The 13,596-nt window shown below is 61.2% G+C and carries 19 protein-coding genes; 12 read left to right on the top strand and 7 right to left on the bottom strand.

Features of this window, described 5'->3' with window-relative positions; translation table 11 throughout:
- Window positions 1–315 (bottom strand): DUF883 family protein, encoded by a 315-nt coding sequence (locus IFT47_RS05680; protein WP_065991492.1) that lies wholly within the window; start codon window positions 313–315, stop codon window positions 1–3.
- Between the two features lie 260 nt (window positions 316–575).
- Here IFT47_RS05680 and IFT47_RS05675 point away from each other — a divergent pair, with 260 nt between their 5' ends.
- Window positions 576–815 (top strand): glutaredoxin family protein, encoded by a 240-nt coding sequence (locus IFT47_RS05675; protein WP_192172010.1) that lies wholly within the window; start codon window positions 576–578, stop codon window positions 813–815.
- 57 nt (window positions 816–872) lie between these two features.
- On the opposite strand, the gene IFT47_RS05670 is transcribed toward IFT47_RS05675, so the two are convergent.
- Window positions 873–1,139, bottom strand: a complete 267-nt coding sequence (locus IFT47_RS05670) for a hypothetical protein (RefSeq protein ID WP_192172009.1) — start codon at window positions 1,137–1,139, stop codon at window positions 873–875.
- 411 nt (window positions 1,140–1,550) lie between these two features.
- On the opposite strand from IFT47_RS05670, the gene IFT47_RS05665 reads away from it, so the two are divergent.
- Window positions 1,551–2,441, top strand: a complete 891-nt coding sequence (locus IFT47_RS05665; RefSeq protein WP_192172008.1) for a pseudouridine synthase — start codon at window positions 1,551–1,553, stop codon at window positions 2,439–2,441.
- A 113-nt stretch (window positions 2,442–2,554) separates the two neighbouring features.
- Here IFT47_RS05665 and IFT47_RS05660 read toward each other — a convergent pair whose 3' ends face one another.
- Together IFT47_RS05660 and mobA are read right to left on the bottom strand one after the other, a co-directional pair.
- The gene (locus IFT47_RS05660) at window positions 2,555–2,779 is read right to left on the bottom strand and encodes a YgdI/YgdR family lipoprotein (RefSeq protein WP_074887297.1); all 225 of its coding nucleotides are present in this window, start codon (window positions 2,777–2,779) and stop codon (window positions 2,555–2,557) included.
- An 84-nt stretch (window positions 2,780–2,863) separates the two neighbouring features.
- Window positions 2,864–3,457, bottom strand: coding sequence for a molybdenum cofactor guanylyltransferase MobA (gene mobA / locus IFT47_RS05655; RefSeq protein WP_192172007.1), 594 nt, complete (start codon window positions 3,455–3,457; stop codon window positions 2,864–2,866).
- A 79-nt stretch (window positions 3,458–3,536) separates the two neighbouring features.
- Between mobA and moaB the strand changes: the two genes are divergently transcribed.
- Both moaB and IFT47_RS05645 read left to right on the top strand, forming a co-directional pair.
- Window positions 3,537–4,076, top strand: a complete 540-nt coding sequence (gene moaB / locus IFT47_RS05650) for a molybdenum cofactor biosynthesis protein B (RefSeq protein ID WP_122538205.1) — start codon at window positions 3,537–3,539, stop codon at window positions 4,074–4,076.
- A 6-nt stretch (window positions 4,077–4,082) separates the two neighbouring features.
- A complete protein-coding gene (locus tag IFT47_RS05645) occupies window positions 4,083–5,300 on the top strand; it encodes a molybdopterin molybdotransferase MoeA (protein WP_192172006.1) in 1,218 nt (405 codons plus the stop codon).
- A gap of 230 nt (window positions 5,301–5,530) precedes the next feature.
- On the opposite strand, the gene IFT47_RS05640 is transcribed toward IFT47_RS05645, so the two are convergent.
- Window positions 5,531–7,363 (bottom strand): monovalent cation:proton antiporter-2 (CPA2) family protein, encoded by a 1,833-nt coding sequence (locus tag IFT47_RS05640; protein WP_192172005.1) that lies wholly within the window; start codon window positions 7,361–7,363, stop codon window positions 5,531–5,533.
- A gap of 254 nt (window positions 7,364–7,617) precedes the next feature.
- On the opposite strand from IFT47_RS05640, the gene IFT47_RS05635 reads away from it, so the two are divergent.
- The 3 genes from IFT47_RS05635 to IFT47_RS05625 all read left to right on the top strand — a co-directional run bounded on the left by IFT47_RS05635 (window position 7,618) and on the right by IFT47_RS05625 (window position 8,814).
- Window positions 7,618–7,806 carry a hypothetical protein gene (locus IFT47_RS05635; RefSeq protein WP_122538211.1) on the top strand — a complete coding sequence of 63 codons (189 nt, stop codon included), beginning with the start codon at window positions 7,618–7,620 and terminating at the stop codon, window positions 7,804–7,806.
- Between the two features lie 148 nt (window positions 7,807–7,954).
- On the top strand, window positions 7,955–8,221 hold the full coding sequence (locus IFT47_RS05630) for a PepSY domain-containing protein (RefSeq protein ID WP_037010913.1): 267 nt from the start codon (window positions 7,955–7,957) through the stop codon (window positions 8,219–8,221).
- Window positions 8,222–8,382: 161 nt separating this feature from the next.
- Entirely contained in the window at window positions 8,383–8,814 is a 432-nt protein-coding gene (locus IFT47_RS05625; protein ID WP_192172004.1) for a GNAT family N-acetyltransferase, read from the top strand.
- A gap of 18 nt (window positions 8,815–8,832) precedes the next feature.
- Here the strand turns inward: IFT47_RS05625 and IFT47_RS05620 are convergent, their stop codons facing one another.
- Window positions 8,833–10,071, bottom strand: a complete 1,239-nt coding sequence (locus IFT47_RS05620; protein WP_192172286.1) for an FAD-dependent oxidoreductase — start codon at window positions 10,069–10,071, stop codon at window positions 8,833–8,835.
- A gap of 185 nt (window positions 10,072–10,256) precedes the next feature.
- Between IFT47_RS05620 and IFT47_RS05615 the strand changes: the two genes are divergently transcribed.
- On the top strand, window positions 10,257–11,288 hold the full coding sequence (locus IFT47_RS05615; RefSeq protein ID WP_192172003.1) for an Ldh family oxidoreductase: 1,032 nt from the start codon (window positions 10,257–10,259) through the stop codon (window positions 11,286–11,288).
- 160 nt (window positions 11,289–11,448) lie between these two features.
- Window positions 11,449–11,685 carry a hypothetical protein gene (locus tag IFT47_RS05610; RefSeq protein ID WP_192172002.1) on the top strand — a complete coding sequence of 79 codons (237 nt, stop codon included), beginning with the start codon at window positions 11,449–11,451 and terminating at the stop codon, window positions 11,683–11,685.
- Window positions 11,686–11,724: 39 nt separating this feature from the next.
- Here the strand turns inward: IFT47_RS05610 and IFT47_RS05605 are convergent, their stop codons facing one another.
- A complete protein-coding gene (locus IFT47_RS05605; protein WP_192172001.1) occupies window positions 11,725–11,880 on the bottom strand; it encodes a hypothetical protein in 156 nt (51 codons plus the stop codon).
- Between the two features lie 193 nt (window positions 11,881–12,073).
- On the opposite strand from IFT47_RS05605, the gene IFT47_RS05600 reads away from it, so the two are divergent.
- The 3 genes from IFT47_RS05600 (at window position 12,074) to map (ending at window position 13,546) form a co-directional block, all read left to right on the top strand.
- Window positions 12,074–12,418, top strand: coding sequence for a helix-turn-helix domain-containing protein (locus tag IFT47_RS05600; protein ID WP_192172000.1), 345 nt, complete (start codon window positions 12,074–12,076; stop codon window positions 12,416–12,418).
- 91 nt (window positions 12,419–12,509) lie between these two features.
- Window positions 12,510–12,764: a ParD-like family protein gene (locus IFT47_RS05595; RefSeq protein WP_108120136.1), complete on the top strand. Its 255-nt coding sequence runs from the start codon at window positions 12,510–12,512 to the stop codon at window positions 12,762–12,764.
- A complete protein-coding gene (map, locus tag IFT47_RS05590; protein WP_192171999.1) occupies window positions 12,761–13,546 on the top strand; it encodes a type I methionyl aminopeptidase in 786 nt (261 codons plus the stop codon). Before IFT47_RS05595 ends, map begins: the two co-directional genes overlap by 4 nt.
- Window positions 13,547–13,596: the final 50 nt, after the last annotated feature.

Raw genomic sequence — 13,596 nt, 5'->3', positions numbered from 1 at the left:
TTAGCGCCGGGTGGCCAGCAGGCCCAGCAGAAAGCCGACGCCAGCTGCGATGCCTACCGATTGCCATGGATTGTTCTGAACATAGTCCTCAGTGACGATGACCGCTTCCTTGCCCCGTGCGCGCAGGGTTTCTTCGGTCAATTTGAGGGTCTCGCGGGCACGGAGCAGGCTTTCGCGAATCTGCTCACGCAGCTCGTCAGCCTGTTCACCGGCCAGAGAGGCCGTGTGCGCCAGCAGTTTTTCCGTATCGGCAACCAGCGTCTGGAAGTCAGACATCAAAATGTCCTGGGCTTTTTCTGCTGTAGGTCGAGCCATGGTTTTCTCCTTAGGGGATGACGATATGGGGTTTCGAGTATGGCGCATTCCTGAAGGTTCATTCCAATCGCGTGAACTGAGCCACCGTTTCGTCTGCAGCGGTTCTGCGCTGTTCCGGTGCACTCGCCGAACGTCGCGCTCCAGTGTGGGCGGGCGATTCGAAGAACATCAGGACGCGTGCGCCGACTCGACGGTATTGGCGGCCGGTTCTAGACTTGTCGATCCAACCCTTGGAATCGCAGCCACAGAGGGGCCCAGCCATGCCACCGGAATGTCAGCTGTTCGGAACGTTGGGGTGTCATTTGTGCGAGGTGGCCGAGGCCGTACTGATGCCGCTGGTGGAGCACGGCTTGATGGTGGAGCTGGTCGACATCGCCGAGCGCGAGGCGGACTACGAAACCTATGGTCTGAGGATTCCCGTGCTGAGGCGGACAGACACCGGTGCCGAACTGGACTGGCCGTTCGACACCGATCAGGTCGTGCTGTTTCTGAGCGGCTGAAGCACACGTGATCAGGGCATGAATCCCCGCTTCAGCATCGGCTTCAGAGATTGCGGGTCAGAGATATTGCGTGTCGACCACCATGGCTTGAGCGACGGCGGCTTTCTGCTCTTCGGTCATGCCGTCCCAGACGTGCACTTTGGCGTAGTAGCCCAGGCCGGCGACGATATACAGGCTCAGGGTGAGCACGATGAACACCGACATGAACGTCCAGCGACCCACGTCATGGTCTTCGTTGGAAAAGGACTGAGAGTAGTTTTCATCGTTCTGCGATGAAGTCCCGGTGGAGAGACGTTTGATCCATTGGAAGAATTGAACCAGCATGGGCGTAACCTCAAAAGTTGCGAAAGGAAATCTGTGGCCGGCAGCAGCGCTCAATGCGCGGTACAAATCCTGAAAACGAAAAAAGCCCGTCGATGACGGGCTTTCTTTTTATGAGTTTCAGGTCTGGCAGGCGTTTTCGATTTCGATCACGAGGGTGTTCGTGTCCGCTCGGATTCGCGCCTGCGTGCCGATTTCGAAACATTTTAGGACAAATCAATTTGCGCATCCAGCGCTGACCTGTGGTTGTCAGACAACTGGCGCCGGATTTCCGTGCGACATAACGTCGCGCACTTCCGTGTGGCGCGTGCTAGAGCCTCCCGGCAAAACTGTTATTTGCCCGGTCGCGCAAAGATTCTTCGGCGTAGATAATGCCAGCCTTGCCGCCATCACCCTTTTTATTCTGAGCCGTTTATGCCCGCACCTGTGTTTACCGCCGCCCACCGTCAAGCCAGCACGTTGTATCTGCCGCCCGGGCCTTGGCTGACGGTGCTCGATTGCCTGTGCGAGCGCTTCAGTGCCATCAGCCGCGAGCAGTGGCTGGACCGCATCGCGCGGGGCAAGGTGCTCGACGCTGACGGCCAGCCGATCGCGGTGGACCTTGGTTACCGCGAAGGCTTGCGCATCCATTACTTTCGCGAAGTGCCCAACGAAACGCCGATCCCGGTGCAGGAGTCGATCCTGTACGCCAACGAGCATCTGGTGGTCGCCGACAAGCCGCATTTTTTGCCCGTCACCCCGGCGGGCGAGTACGTCGAGCAGACCCTGCTGCGGCGATTGATTCGCACCCTCGACAATCCCGAACTGGTGCCCTTGCACCGCATCGACCGGCACACGGCGGGGTTGGTGCTGTTCTCGGCCAATAAGCAAACACGGTCGGCGTATCAGGCGCTGTTTCCGACCCGGCGAATTGAAAAGCGCTACGAAGCGATCGCGCCTGCGCTGCCCGACATGGCGTTCCCGCGCGTTCACAAAAGCCGGCTGGTCGACGGTGAACCGTTCTTCCGCATGCAGGAGGGAGAGGGGCCGAGCAACACGGAGACCCGCGTCGAAGTCAGCGAACAAAATGGCGGGCTCTGGCGCTACGCGCTGTACCCGGTGACCGGCAAAAAACATCAGCTGCGCGTGCACATGGCCGCTCTGGGCGCCGGCATCTGCAACGACCCGTTCTACCCCGATGTGCTCAAGGATGCCGTGGACGACTACGCCAATCCGCTCAAACTGCTCGCCCAGGGACTGCGTTTCATTGATCCGGTGACCGGAGAGGAAAGGGTTTTCGAGAGCCGGATCACACTGGATTGGTAACGCGGCTCAGGCGCAGCGTGGCCCGGTTATTCCAGGCAAAAAAAGACCCGCTCGATTGGCGGGTCTTTCGCTTTCAGCGGCGGTCTTTTCAAACCCTCGCGATCAAGCGGAGATCACAGTTCTTTAACGGTACGAACCTGATCTTTGTTGATGCGGGTTTCTTTACCGTCCAGCTGCTTGAACTCGTAGAAGCCCGACTCTTCGTCGTACTTCGGCTCGTCGGTTGCCTGGATTTCACGGCCGTCGTTCAGCGTGATCACCGTAGGCGAAGAGCAACCGGCCAAAGAGGCGAGGCTCAGTGCGAGCAGGAAGGCGGCAGGAAGAGTCCGTTGTTTCATTGCTGTGTCTCCGGGGTATTTTGTTTAGTGATGTGTCTGACGCAGAGTGTAACGGCAAAGTTCCATGAAACCTGCCTGCTGCGCTCAGGGCTTGATCTCGGTCAATAGATCCGGCGTGTTCAGGTTGGCGAGACGGGGGTCGTCGGCCTCGCATTGCAACCCGACGGCGCGCAATTCTGCCATGGTCCGGCGCGGGCTGCGCTGTCCTTCCTGCCAATGCTGTTCGAACACCTGCGCGTGACAGGTGGGAATGCAACACAGGAGCGGCTCCCACTGCTCGCCCTGACGGACCATCACCGGCACGCCGGGGTTTGCAGCAGCGGCCTGGCGCAGGCCATCAAGAAGGGGGCGATCCAGCAGCGGCATGTCGCAGGGAATCACCAGCAGATAATCATGTTTCGCCACGGCGAGGCCTGCGCGAATACCTGCGTAGGGGCCGGGGAAATCCTGTTGCTCATCCTCGACCAGGCGGTCGGCGTAGCGCGCGTATTGTTCGCGGTTGCGGTTGCACGAAACGATCAGGTCGTCCGTGAGCGGTCGCACCAGCCCGTACAAATGCTCGATAAAAGGCTTGTCGCGCCACGTGATCAGGCCTTTATCACGCCCGCCCATGCGCCGGCCCTGGCCACCGGCGAGCAGCAGGAGGGAGCAGGGCGGCAGGGTTTCGGAAGGGGTCATGATCAGCTCGGTCGGCGGGGTAAAAAAACAGGTGCTGTGATATAACACCGCCCTGTTTCCTCTACAACCGGACCTCGCCATGAAAGCCAAGGCAGACTCGCCTTTCGTACCCCTGAATATCGCTGTTCTGACTGTCAGCGACACTCGCACCTTTGAAACCGATACCTCCGGCCAGATGTTCGTCGACCGCCTGACCGCTGCAGGTCATGGCCTGATCGAGCGCGTGCTGCTCAAGGATGACCTGTACAAGATTCGCGCCCAGGTGGCGACCTGGATCGCCGATGATGAAGTGCAGGTCGTGCTGATCACCGGCGGCACCGGTTTTACCGGCCGCGACAGCACCCCGGAAGCCGTGGCGTGCCTGCTGGACAAACAGGTGGACGGTTTTGGCGAGTTGTTCCGCCAGATATCCCTGCCTGATATCGGCACCTCGACCATTCAGTCCCGCGCCCTTGCCGGTCTGGCCAATGGCACGCTGGTGTGCTGCCTGCCGGGCTCGACCAACGCCGTGCGCACCGGCTGGGACGGCATTCTCGCCGACCAGTTGAACAACAGCTTTCGCCCGTGCAACTTCGTGCCGCACCTGAAGAAGGCCGAACCCTGCGCGACGCGCGGGTGAGCTGCCATGAGCGCACCTGAAATGAGTGGCCTGATGCCCGTCGAAGAGGCCATGCAGCGATTGATGGACCTCGCCGCCGCCGCCGCACCGATCACCGAGCGTGTAACTGTGGCGCTGGCCGATGCCCAAGGGCGCGTGCTGGCCGAGGATCTGGTCTCGACGCTGGATTTGCCGCCGTGGCCGAACAGCGCCATGGACGGTTATGCGATGCGCCTCGCGGACTGGACCGGCGAGCCGCTGCCGGTGAGCCAGCGCATTTTCGCCGGGCAGGCACCTGAGCCTTTGCAGCCGGGCACCTGCGCGCGAATCTTCACCGGCGCTCCGGTTCCTGAGGGGGCTGACTGCGTCGAAATGCAGGAGAACGCCGAGGTCCAGGCGGACGCGACAGTGCGCTTTCTCGAGCCGTTGAGCACCGGTCAGAACATTCGCCCCAAAGGGCAGGAAACCACCGTCGGCGACAAGGTACTGGACGCCGGTACGGTCATGAACCCGATCGAACTGGGCCTGGCCGCGACCATGGGTTTCGGCCGTGTGCAGGTCGTGCGCCGCGCCCGGGTGGCTGTTCTGTCCACGGGTGACGAGTTGATCGAGCCGGGGCAGCCCCTGGGCCCGGGGCAGATCTACAACAGCAATCGCGTGTTGCTGTGCAGCTGGCTGACGCGACTGGGCTGCGAAGTGGTCGATGCGGGCATCCTTCCCGACAACCTCGAGAAAACCCGCGCAGCGCTGGGCAGCCTGAACAATGTCGACCTGATCCTCTCCACGGGCGGCGTGTCCGTCGGCGAAGCGGATTTCCTCGGCCACGCGCTGCGGGAAGAAGGCGAGATTGCGCTGTGGAAACTGGCGATCAAACCCGGCAAACCGCTGACCTTCGGCCATTTCCGTGGCGTGCCGGTGATCGGTCTGCCCGGCAATCCGGCGTCGACGCTGGTGACCTTCGCGTTGCTGGCACGGCCCTATCTGCTCAGACGCCTGGGCGTGCAGGCCGTCAAGCCGCTGCAGTTTCAGGTGCCTGCTGCATTTAGCTGGACCAAACCGGGGAACCGGCGCGAGTACCTGCGCGGACGCCTTGAGCAGGGCAGGCTGGTTGCCTACCGCAATCAGAGCTCGGGTGTGCTGCGCAGCGCCGCCTGGGCCGACGGGCTGATCGAGATTGTGGAAGGCACAACGGTGGCGGAGGGCGACCTGCTCAACTTTATTCCGCTGAGCGAAGTCATGGGCTGAAGAGCTGAGCGTTCTTCAGAAGGCTCAACCACACAAGCGGGCAGTGGCCGGGAGTTTTCACCCGCACCGCATAACGTGTGGGAGCGAGCTTGCTCGCGAAAGGGCCGGTGTTCGCTCCACATTTCCGGCGGCCAAAACACTGCCTTCGTGAGCAAGCTCACTCCCACAAGGTCCCATGCGCCGGTGATCGTGGCATGGGCCTGATCTTGCACGTCGAAATTCCGCTTGGTCTACTTCTTGACCTTCACCGCAGGCTGCGCATCACTCGCCTCTTCGTCCATCCGGTCAGACTCAAACAGCTCGGACAATTCAGTCCGGGCTTCCAGCGCGCTTTGCATGACCTTCGCGGCGTCGTCGTAGATCAGGTGCTGGCGATTCAGCACTTGTTCGTCATGACGTTTGAATCGATCGATGCGGGCGGCCGCCTGAGCTTCACTCAGGCCCAGCCCGATCAGCGTACGGCGGGTCATTTCCAGGCTTGAATAGAACGTCTCCCGCACCGCTTCGGCGTCCAGATCCAGCAGCCGGTGAACGTGCTGCCGGTTACGGGCCCGGGCGATGATCTTCATGTGCGGGTACAACCTGCGCACCAGCTCGGCGGTCTTGATGTTGGTGTCCGGGTCGTCGGTGGCGATGACGAAATATTCGGCCTGGTCGACCTTCGCGGCGCGCAGGATTTCCGGACGCAGCGGGTCGCCGTAGAACACCGGCACATTACCGAAACTGCGGGTGAACTCGATGGTTTCCACCGAGGTGTCCAGCGCAATGAACGGGATGTTCTGCGCGCGCAGGATACGCGCAACGATCTGCCCCATCCGGCCCATGCCGGCGATGACTACGCGCGGGTTGTCCGATTCGATTTCCTTGTACTCTGCCGGCACTTCCTTGATCACCGTCTTGGGCTTGAGCCAGCGCGACAGGGCCAGCAGCAGCAATGGCGTCAGCGCCATCGACAAGGTGATCGTCAGCACCAGCGTGTCGTACAACGCGGCATCGAACAGGCCCTGGTCGCGGCCGATCTTGAACACCACAAACGCAAATTCACCGCCCGCCGCCAGGACCAGCCCGAGACGCAGCGCACTTTGCTTGCCGAGCCCGCCCGCCAGACGACCGACGAAAAACAGCAGCGGCAACTTCAAGCCGATCAGCAGTAGCGTCAGGCCCAGCACCGTCAGCGGCGAGTTGATCAGCAGGCCGATGTTGGCGCCCATGCCGACGCTGATGAAGAACAACCCTAGCAGCAGGCCCTTGAACGGCTCGATCTGCGCTTCCAGTTCGTGGCGGTACTCAGAGTCCGCCAGCAGCAGACCGGCAAGAAACGCCCCCAGCGCCATGGACACGCCCACCAGGTCCATCAGCCACGCCGTGCCGATCACCACCAGCAGCGCGGTCGCCGTGGAGACTTCCTGCAGCTTGGTTTTGGCGACGATGCGGAATACCGGCCGCAGCAGGTAACGACCGCCGACCACCACAATGGCGATGCCGCCGAGCACTTGCAGGCCGTGACGCAGGGAATCGCCGGAACTGGCATCGTGGGAGCCGCCGGCCAGCATCGGCACCAGGGCAATCAGCGGGATGGCCGCGATGTCCTGAAACAGCAGAATAGCGAAGGCCAGGCGACCGTGGGGCGCGTTGAGCTCCTTGCGTTCGGCCAGGCTTTGCAGGCCAAAGGCGGTCGACGACAGCGCCAGCCCCAGGCCGAGCACCACGGCGCTGTTGAGCGGCTGATTGAAGCCCAGCAGCGCGACGGCGCCAATCACCACCCCGGTCAGCAGCACTTGTGCCATGCCGACACCGAACACCGATTTGCGCATGGTCCAGAGGCGTCGCGGCGACAACTCCAGGCCAATGATGAACAACAGCAGCACCACGCCCAGTTCGGAGATGTGCGCGACGCTTTGCGGATCGCCGATCAGGCCCAGGCAAGACGGGCCGATGATCACACCCGCGATCAGATAGCCAATCACGGCGCCCAGTTGCAGGCGTTTGGCCAGAGGAACCGTGAGAACGGCGGCGAGCAGGAACACGACTGCGGCCTGCAACAGGCTGCCTTCATGGGGCATTGGGAACTCCTTGTTGAAAGAGGGCAGAGGAAGGATTCTGCGTTTGTTGCAGACCCGTCCTACCGCCCTGAAAACGCTTGAGCGACTGAAAAGTGCGCGTATTAAACCACGTGAAAGTGACGGACATCAGCGGCCGAGACGCTTCGCCGCAGGCCTGGCGCGGGCGGTGGCGTGTCAGCGTCGACGTGAGCAGGTACCATGTCCGCACATTCGTACCGCGCCCCACATCTCGACCGGTTTTCAGGAATCCCGCAATGACCAACAAACAGCGTCTTATTTATTCGATCATCATCGCCTTGAGCGTTCTGGCGATCATGCTTGGCCTGTCCCATTTGCAGACCACCGGCGTGCTCAGCGAAAAGACCTTTCAATACATCGCGATCTTTGTCGCTGTCGTTGTCGTGGTCCTGAACGGCGTGCTGCGGCGCAAGGTCAAGCGCTGATCCACATTGGTGCTTTTTTAGCAGTGTCAGCGCTGCGACTTCATATGGCAGCATCAAGCGGTTACAAACCCCGGCTGAACTATTTTTCCGGTCACGAACTCCAAAAAATCGCATTCAAAAAGCCCGTACAGGGAAATGGAGTTCAATCATGATCAAGAAACTTACCGCTGCCGTTCTCGCCACCGCTGCCCTGACCACCGCACAGTTCGCCCTGGCGGACAAACCGGGCGCTGGCTGGATCACCATCGAAAAAGCGATCGAAAAAGCCAAGTCGGCAGGTTACACCGAGATCTACAAGATCGAAGCCGACGACAATGGCTACTGGGAAGGCGAAGGTCGCAAGGCGGACAGCCTGACCTACGAATTCCGCATCGACGGCACCTCCGGCAACGTCCTGCGCGATCAGAAAGACTGATCAATCCGGCGCTTGCGCGCGTGTGGGAGCCCCCGGGCTTCCACATCCATCCTCACCGCATCCCTCGCACTTCTTCTTCGCTTTAACCCCTTCTCGGCTTTACTCCCGCCTGTATATCCGACAACCTTGCCGTCCCCATTTCCGTCAGCAGGAAGCGACGCATGAGTGTCCGGATCGAATTCAAATCCAACCCCTCCGAAGAAGAACGCCTGCAGATCCTCGAGCCATTGAAGGATTACAACGCAGCCATGGCCGGCGACGGCAAGTCAGAAAAATTTGCGCTATTTGTCCGCGACGAGCACACCGATGCCGTGCTCGGTGGCCTGCACGGCCGAATCCTCTACAGCTGGCTGTTCATCGAACTGCTCGTGGTGCCTGAACAGGCCCGGGGGCAGCGCATGGGCAGCCAGTTGATGAAGATGGGCGAAGACCTCGCCCGCGAACGGGGTTGCCTTGGCGTGTGGCTCGACACCTTTGATTTCCAGGCACCCGAGTTCTATCGCAAGCATGGCTATGAGCAGTTTGGTCAGCTGGATGACTATCCGCCCGGGCACCAGCGGCTGTTCTTCCAGAAGCGCTTGCAGGCAGAGTAGTCAACGGTGTGATGAGGTCTACTTGAACCGGCCCGGGCTGTAAGGCGCGGGATCGATGAACGGCGTGGCGCCCGTCATCATTTCCGCCAGCAGTCGGCCTGTGACCGGGCCGAGGGTCAGGCCATGGTGGGCGTGCCCGAAGTTGAACCACAGCCCTTTGTGGGAAGCCGCAGGCCCAACGACCGGGCGCATGTCTGGCAAACACGGTCGGCGCCCCAGCCAGGGTTCATCGTCCAGCCGCTCGCCTAACGGATAGAGCCTTCGGGCGATGGCTTCGCAGCGGCGCAGCTGGATCTCGTTGATCGGCGCGTCCGGTGCGGCGAATTCGACGCCGGTGGTGAGACGAATCCCCCGCGCCATGGGCGCCAGCGCATACCCCACCTGGGCGTCGATGATCGAGTGCTGCAACGGCGCATCCGGGTTTGCCGCGTAATGCATGTGATAACCGCGCTTGATCCCCAGAGGAATAGGGTACCCAAGGCGAACGGTCACCTCTGTCGATTGCGGGCCCAACGCCACGACTGCGTTTTGCGCCTGCACCTGTCCCTCGCGTGTTTCCACCCGCCAGCCGTCGTTGTGCTGACAAAGACTGCGCGCGTCACCCTTGAGCAACAGGCCGCCACGTTCGACGAACAGCGCGGCGTAACCGCGGACCAGTGCACCGGGATCGCTCACGCTTTTCGGATCGAGCCAGTGAATGGCGCCCAGCGCTCCATTCAGGTGAGGTTCACGCTCGCGCAATTGGCCCGCATCCAGCACCTCATAACGCAGGCCGTGACGGTCATAAGTGCGGGCGTCGGCCACGGCCAGATCAAATTCCCCCTGGTCGCGATAGAACTCGATCCAGCCCCTGGAACGGATCAGCGAGGTCATGCCTGAGGCCTCGGCCAGCCGGTCGTGCTCGCTGACGCAGCGTTCGATCAGCGGCAGCATTGCGCGGCTGGCGCTGGCCAGATTGGCGGGCGAAGAGTTTTGCCAGTACTGAAACAGCCAGGGCGCGATCTTTGGCAGCCAGGTCGGGCTGAAACGCATGGAGGATTGCCGGTTCAGTGCATAGCGCGCCAGCCGCGACCACTCGCGCGGAAAGGCGTAGGGGACGATGCTGGACCGTTCGATCAAGCCGGCATTGCCGTGGCTGGTACCAGCGCCGGGTTCATCGCGGTCCAGCAAGACGACCTGCTGGCCTGCCGCTTGCAGGTGCAGTGCAGAACAGACGCCGACGATACCGGCGCCGAGGACGACGGTTTGGCAATCCACGATCGGGCTATCAGCGGTGAGCGAATCCATTGAGCGGTCCTCGTTCGGTTGAGGGCAGGGCGGCCATTGCGCGAGGCCTGCAGTTTACCCGCTGGTTGCTGCGCATTACTCTTCAGAACAAGCGTCTCCGGACGCCTGCCCTCTCTGTTCTGCTTCCACTTCCAATAATCACAACGGAGCTTCAGATGCCTTCCACCCACGGTCGCCAGGCCACCCGGACGATTTCCTTTACTGATCTCACGGAGCTGCTGCGGCAGATCTTTGTGCGTCACGGCACCTCGCCAGAAGTAGCGCGGGTGCTGGCCGCCAATTGCGCGGCGGCTGAGCGCGACGGTTCCCACAGCCACGGCATCTTCCGCATCAAGGGCTATCTGTCGTCGCTGGCAGCGGGTTGGGTGGACGGCCAGGCCGAGCCAAATGTCGAGGACGTCGGCGCAGCGTTTGTGCGCGTCGATGCCATGGGCGGTTTTGCCCAGCCGGCGATGCAGGCCGCCAAGGCCCTGGTGATCGAGAAAGCACGCAGCGCCGGGATCGCCATTCTGGCCATCCGCAACTCCCATCACTTCGCCGCGCTGTGGCCGGACGTCGAGCCGTTCGCCCAGGAGGGGTTGGTGGCCTTGAGCGTGGTCAACAGCATGACCTGCGTCGTGCCCCACGATGCGCAAAAACCCTTGTTTGGCACCAATCCCATCGCGTTCGCCGCGCCACGGGCTGACGGTCAGCCCATCGTCTTTGACATGGCCACCAGCGCCATCGCCCATGGCGACGTGCAGATCGCCGCCCGAGAGGGGCGCCTGCTGCCGCCGGGGATGGGCGTCGACCGTAACGGCAATACGACCGAAGACCCGAAAGCCATTCTCGACGGCGGCGCGTTGCTGCCTTTTGGCGGTTACAAAGGATCGGCGCTGTCGATGATGGTGGAGCTGCTGTCCGCCGCGCTCACCGGCGGCAATTTCTCCTTCGAGTTCGACATGTCGAAGTCACCCGGTGCGCAAACCCCCTGGACCGGCCAGGTGATCATCGTTATTGATCCTGACAAGGGCAGCGGTCAGGCATTCGCCGAACGCAGCGAAGAACTGGTCCGACAGATGCACGGCGTCGGCCAGCAGCGCATGCCGGGCGATCGCCGCTATCGTCAGCGCGAGCGTTCCTTGAAAGACGGGATTGCAGTGTCGGCAGAGGATCTCGATCGGCTGGAAGCGCTGGCTAAAGGTTAACGGCTGGATGCTGAATGACGTATAGGGACGGCGCGGAGGCTGCCTGAGTGAGCCCAAAACTCAGGCTCATCCCCATGACCATTCGTCGCGACAGGACTTGCGCTCGAGGGGCGTTGAAAATACTGTATGTTTAAACAGTATCGAGAAGAAGAGAGCGGCCATGCAAACCAATCAAGTCAACACCCGTCAGGAATTCGCTGCGCAGAAAAACGAGTCGTCATTCAGCAGCGTGTGGGGCAACGAGATGCAGCGTGAGGATTTTCTTGCTCTGGCGTCGGGACTTCGCCAGTTCAGCGCCAGTCAGGCCGATATCGCATTTGTGCCATCAAGCGCCGGTTACGCCACGGGCAACGCCAATGTCTATGGGGCTGAACAGGGTCAGCTCGTAGGGGAATGATGTCAGGAGCGTGCTCCCGGCAAGACAGCCGGGATTGATTCAGGGCTTGAATCGCACCAGCACCGGGACGGGCGTCTGACCGTTCACCGGGCCGTCTGCGTCAGGCTGGCGCATTTTACCGGTGCGAATCATCGCCAGGGCAATCAATGTGCCCACGGCCGATAGCGCCAACCAACCCAGTAAGAAAGAAATCATTGTCTGGTTCTCCGAACTACAGAAATCGGGCTGCCATTCAAAAAGAATAGCGGTACATCAGAACCTATCGGCCACGAAGGTGATTCCTTGAGCCGTCAATTCGGAAGATTGACCAAATGAGCCCAAGGGCGCAACTCCCTCGGACCAATGGGGTCTTGCTCTTTGAACACAGTCAACTTCAGGACCCTCGTTTATGAAAGATCTCGGCTCACGTCTGAAAGAAGAACGCAAACGGCTCGGGCTGTCGCAACAGGACTTCGGCTCCATCGGTGGCGTTGAGGCCAACGCCCAAGGCAAATACGAAAGCGGTGAACGCATCCCGCGTTCGGATTACCTGGCGGCGCTGGGCAAAAAAGGCATCGACGTCATGTACGTGCTGTCAGGCGAGAGGACCCCGATCGCCACCGACACGCTGAACGACGCAGAGCGGGCAGTTATTACTCATTACCGGGCGCTCAGCGAAGATGACCGCGAGGCGATTTCGCAATTGGCTACGTCGCTTTCAGAGTGCGCGACCGAGTTTTCCCGCTCTGCATAAAAAGGCACGCTCTGCGCGGAGGAATCACGAGGGCCGGTTGCAAGAAAATATATGGAACGTATATGCTCCGTATATTCTTCGAGAGGTCGGTATGGGACTGGTAAAAATTTCCGAACAGATGCACGCCAACATACGTTGCGCCAGCGCGGCCCTGAGTCGCTCGATCAATGCTCAGGCCGAGCACTGGATGCGGGTGGGCATGCTAGCCGAGCTACACCCCGGTCTGAATTACAGCGAGATATGCCAGTTGCTGATCCGCGCTGAAACGTCTGGCGGCGCCGTATTGAGTCTTCAGCCCTGCGACCTGGTACCGGATCTGGCCCCGGCCCGGGCGGTGTCCCAATGAGCATCAGTCTCAAGACCGAAGCCGATCTGGTCGGGTTGCGTGTGGCGGGGCGCCTTGCCGCAGATGTGTTGGCGATGATCGCAGAGCACGTCAAGCCGGGCATTAGCACTGAAGCGCTGGACGACATTTGCAACGCCTACATTGTCAACGAGCTCAAAGTGATCCCTGCCAACGTGGGCTACCACGGGTTTACCAAAACCACCTGCATCTCGCCCAACACGGTCGTCTGCCATGGCATCCCGTCAGCGGATGACGTGCTTAAGGACGGCGATATCGTCAATATCGACGTCGCGGTCATCAAGGATGGCTGGTACGGCGATACCAGCCGCATGTACTACGTCGGGGAGGTCAGCCCGCTCGCCCGGCGTCTGGTTGAAACCACGTACGAAGCCACGCTGGCGGGGATACACGCCGTGAGACCCGGTGCGACACTGGGCGACATCGGCCATGCCATCCAGAGCGTGGCCTATCGCGAAGGCTTCAGCGTAGTGCGTGAGTACTGCGGGCATGGCATCGGTCGCAAATACCACGAAGAACCTCAAGTCCTGCATTACGGCGCAGCGGGCAAGGGGTTGAAGCTCAAGACCGGCATGGTCTTCACCATCGAGCCGATGATCAACGCCGGTAAACCGGGCACTTACGTGCTGGATGATGGCTGGACCGTGCTCACCCGCGATCAGTCACTGTCGGCGCAGTGGGAACACATGGTGGCGGTGACCGAGACGGGCTTCGAGCTGCTAACCCCGTGGCCGGACGGCACGGGCGACTACCCGGCGGTCTGAGTGCGGGCGTTGAGCAAGGTTGAGCAAGGTTGAGCAAGTGGGTCTGGACG

Source organism: Pseudomonas sp. CFBP 13711, from assembly GCF_014842265.1.
In the GTDB taxonomy this organism is placed as follows: domain Bacteria; phylum Pseudomonadota; class Gammaproteobacteria; order Pseudomonadales; family Pseudomonadaceae; genus Aquipseudomonas.
Note: the sequence above shows the minus strand (reverse complement) of the source record. Positions and strands in the feature narration are given on the sequence as shown.

What these genes read in the sequence shown, in the direction of transcription:
- IFT47_RS05680 (WP_065991492.1), bottom strand. Translation starts at nt 315, where the DNA reads ATGGCTCGACCTACAGCAGAAAAAGCCCAGGACATTTTGATGTCTGAC.
- IFT47_RS05675 (WP_192172010.1), top strand. Translation starts at nt 576, where the DNA reads ATGCCACCGGAATGTCAGCTGTTCGGAACGTTGGGGTGTCATTTGTGC.
- IFT47_RS05670 (WP_192172009.1), bottom strand. Translation starts at nt 1,139, where the DNA reads ATGCTGGTTCAATTCTTCCAATGGATCAAACGTCTCTCCACCGGGACT.
- IFT47_RS05665 (WP_192172008.1), top strand. Translation starts at nt 1,551, where the DNA reads ATGCCCGCACCTGTGTTTACCGCCGCCCACCGTCAAGCCAGCACGTTG.
- IFT47_RS05660 (WP_074887297.1), bottom strand. Translation starts at nt 2,779, where the DNA reads ATGAAACAACGGACTCTTCCTGCCGCCTTCCTGCTCGCACTGAGCCTC.
- mobA (WP_192172007.1), bottom strand. Translation starts at nt 3,457, where the DNA reads ATGACCCCTTCCGAAACCCTGCCGCCCTGCTCCCTCCTGCTGCTCGCC.
- moaB (WP_122538205.1), top strand. Translation starts at nt 3,537, where the DNA reads ATGAAAGCCAAGGCAGACTCGCCTTTCGTACCCCTGAATATCGCTGTT.
- IFT47_RS05645 (WP_192172006.1), top strand. Translation starts at nt 4,083, where the DNA reads ATGAGCGCACCTGAAATGAGTGGCCTGATGCCCGTCGAAGAGGCCATG.
- IFT47_RS05640 (WP_192172005.1), bottom strand. Translation starts at nt 7,363, where the DNA reads ATGCCCCATGAAGGCAGCCTGTTGCAGGCCGCAGTCGTGTTCCTGCTC.
- IFT47_RS05635 (WP_122538211.1), top strand. Translation starts at nt 7,618, where the DNA reads ATGACCAACAAACAGCGTCTTATTTATTCGATCATCATCGCCTTGAGC.
- IFT47_RS05630 (WP_037010913.1), top strand. Translation starts at nt 7,955, where the DNA reads ATGATCAAGAAACTTACCGCTGCCGTTCTCGCCACCGCTGCCCTGACC.
- IFT47_RS05625 (WP_192172004.1), top strand. Translation starts at nt 8,383, where the DNA reads ATGAGTGTCCGGATCGAATTCAAATCCAACCCCTCCGAAGAAGAACGC.
- IFT47_RS05615 (WP_192172003.1), top strand. Translation starts at nt 10,257, where the DNA reads ATGCCTTCCACCCACGGTCGCCAGGCCACCCGGACGATTTCCTTTACT.
- IFT47_RS05610 (WP_192172002.1), top strand. Translation starts at nt 11,449, where the DNA reads ATGCAAACCAATCAAGTCAACACCCGTCAGGAATTCGCTGCGCAGAAA.
- IFT47_RS05605 (WP_192172001.1), bottom strand. Translation starts at nt 11,880, where the DNA reads ATGATTTCTTTCTTACTGGGTTGGTTGGCGCTATCGGCCGTGGGCACA.
- IFT47_RS05600 (WP_192172000.1), top strand. Translation starts at nt 12,074, where the DNA reads ATGAAAGATCTCGGCTCACGTCTGAAAGAAGAACGCAAACGGCTCGGG.
- IFT47_RS05595 (WP_108120136.1), top strand. Translation starts at nt 12,510, where the DNA reads ATGGGACTGGTAAAAATTTCCGAACAGATGCACGCCAACATACGTTGC.
- map (WP_192171999.1), top strand. Translation starts at nt 12,761, where the DNA reads ATGAGCATCAGTCTCAAGACCGAAGCCGATCTGGTCGGGTTGCGTGTG.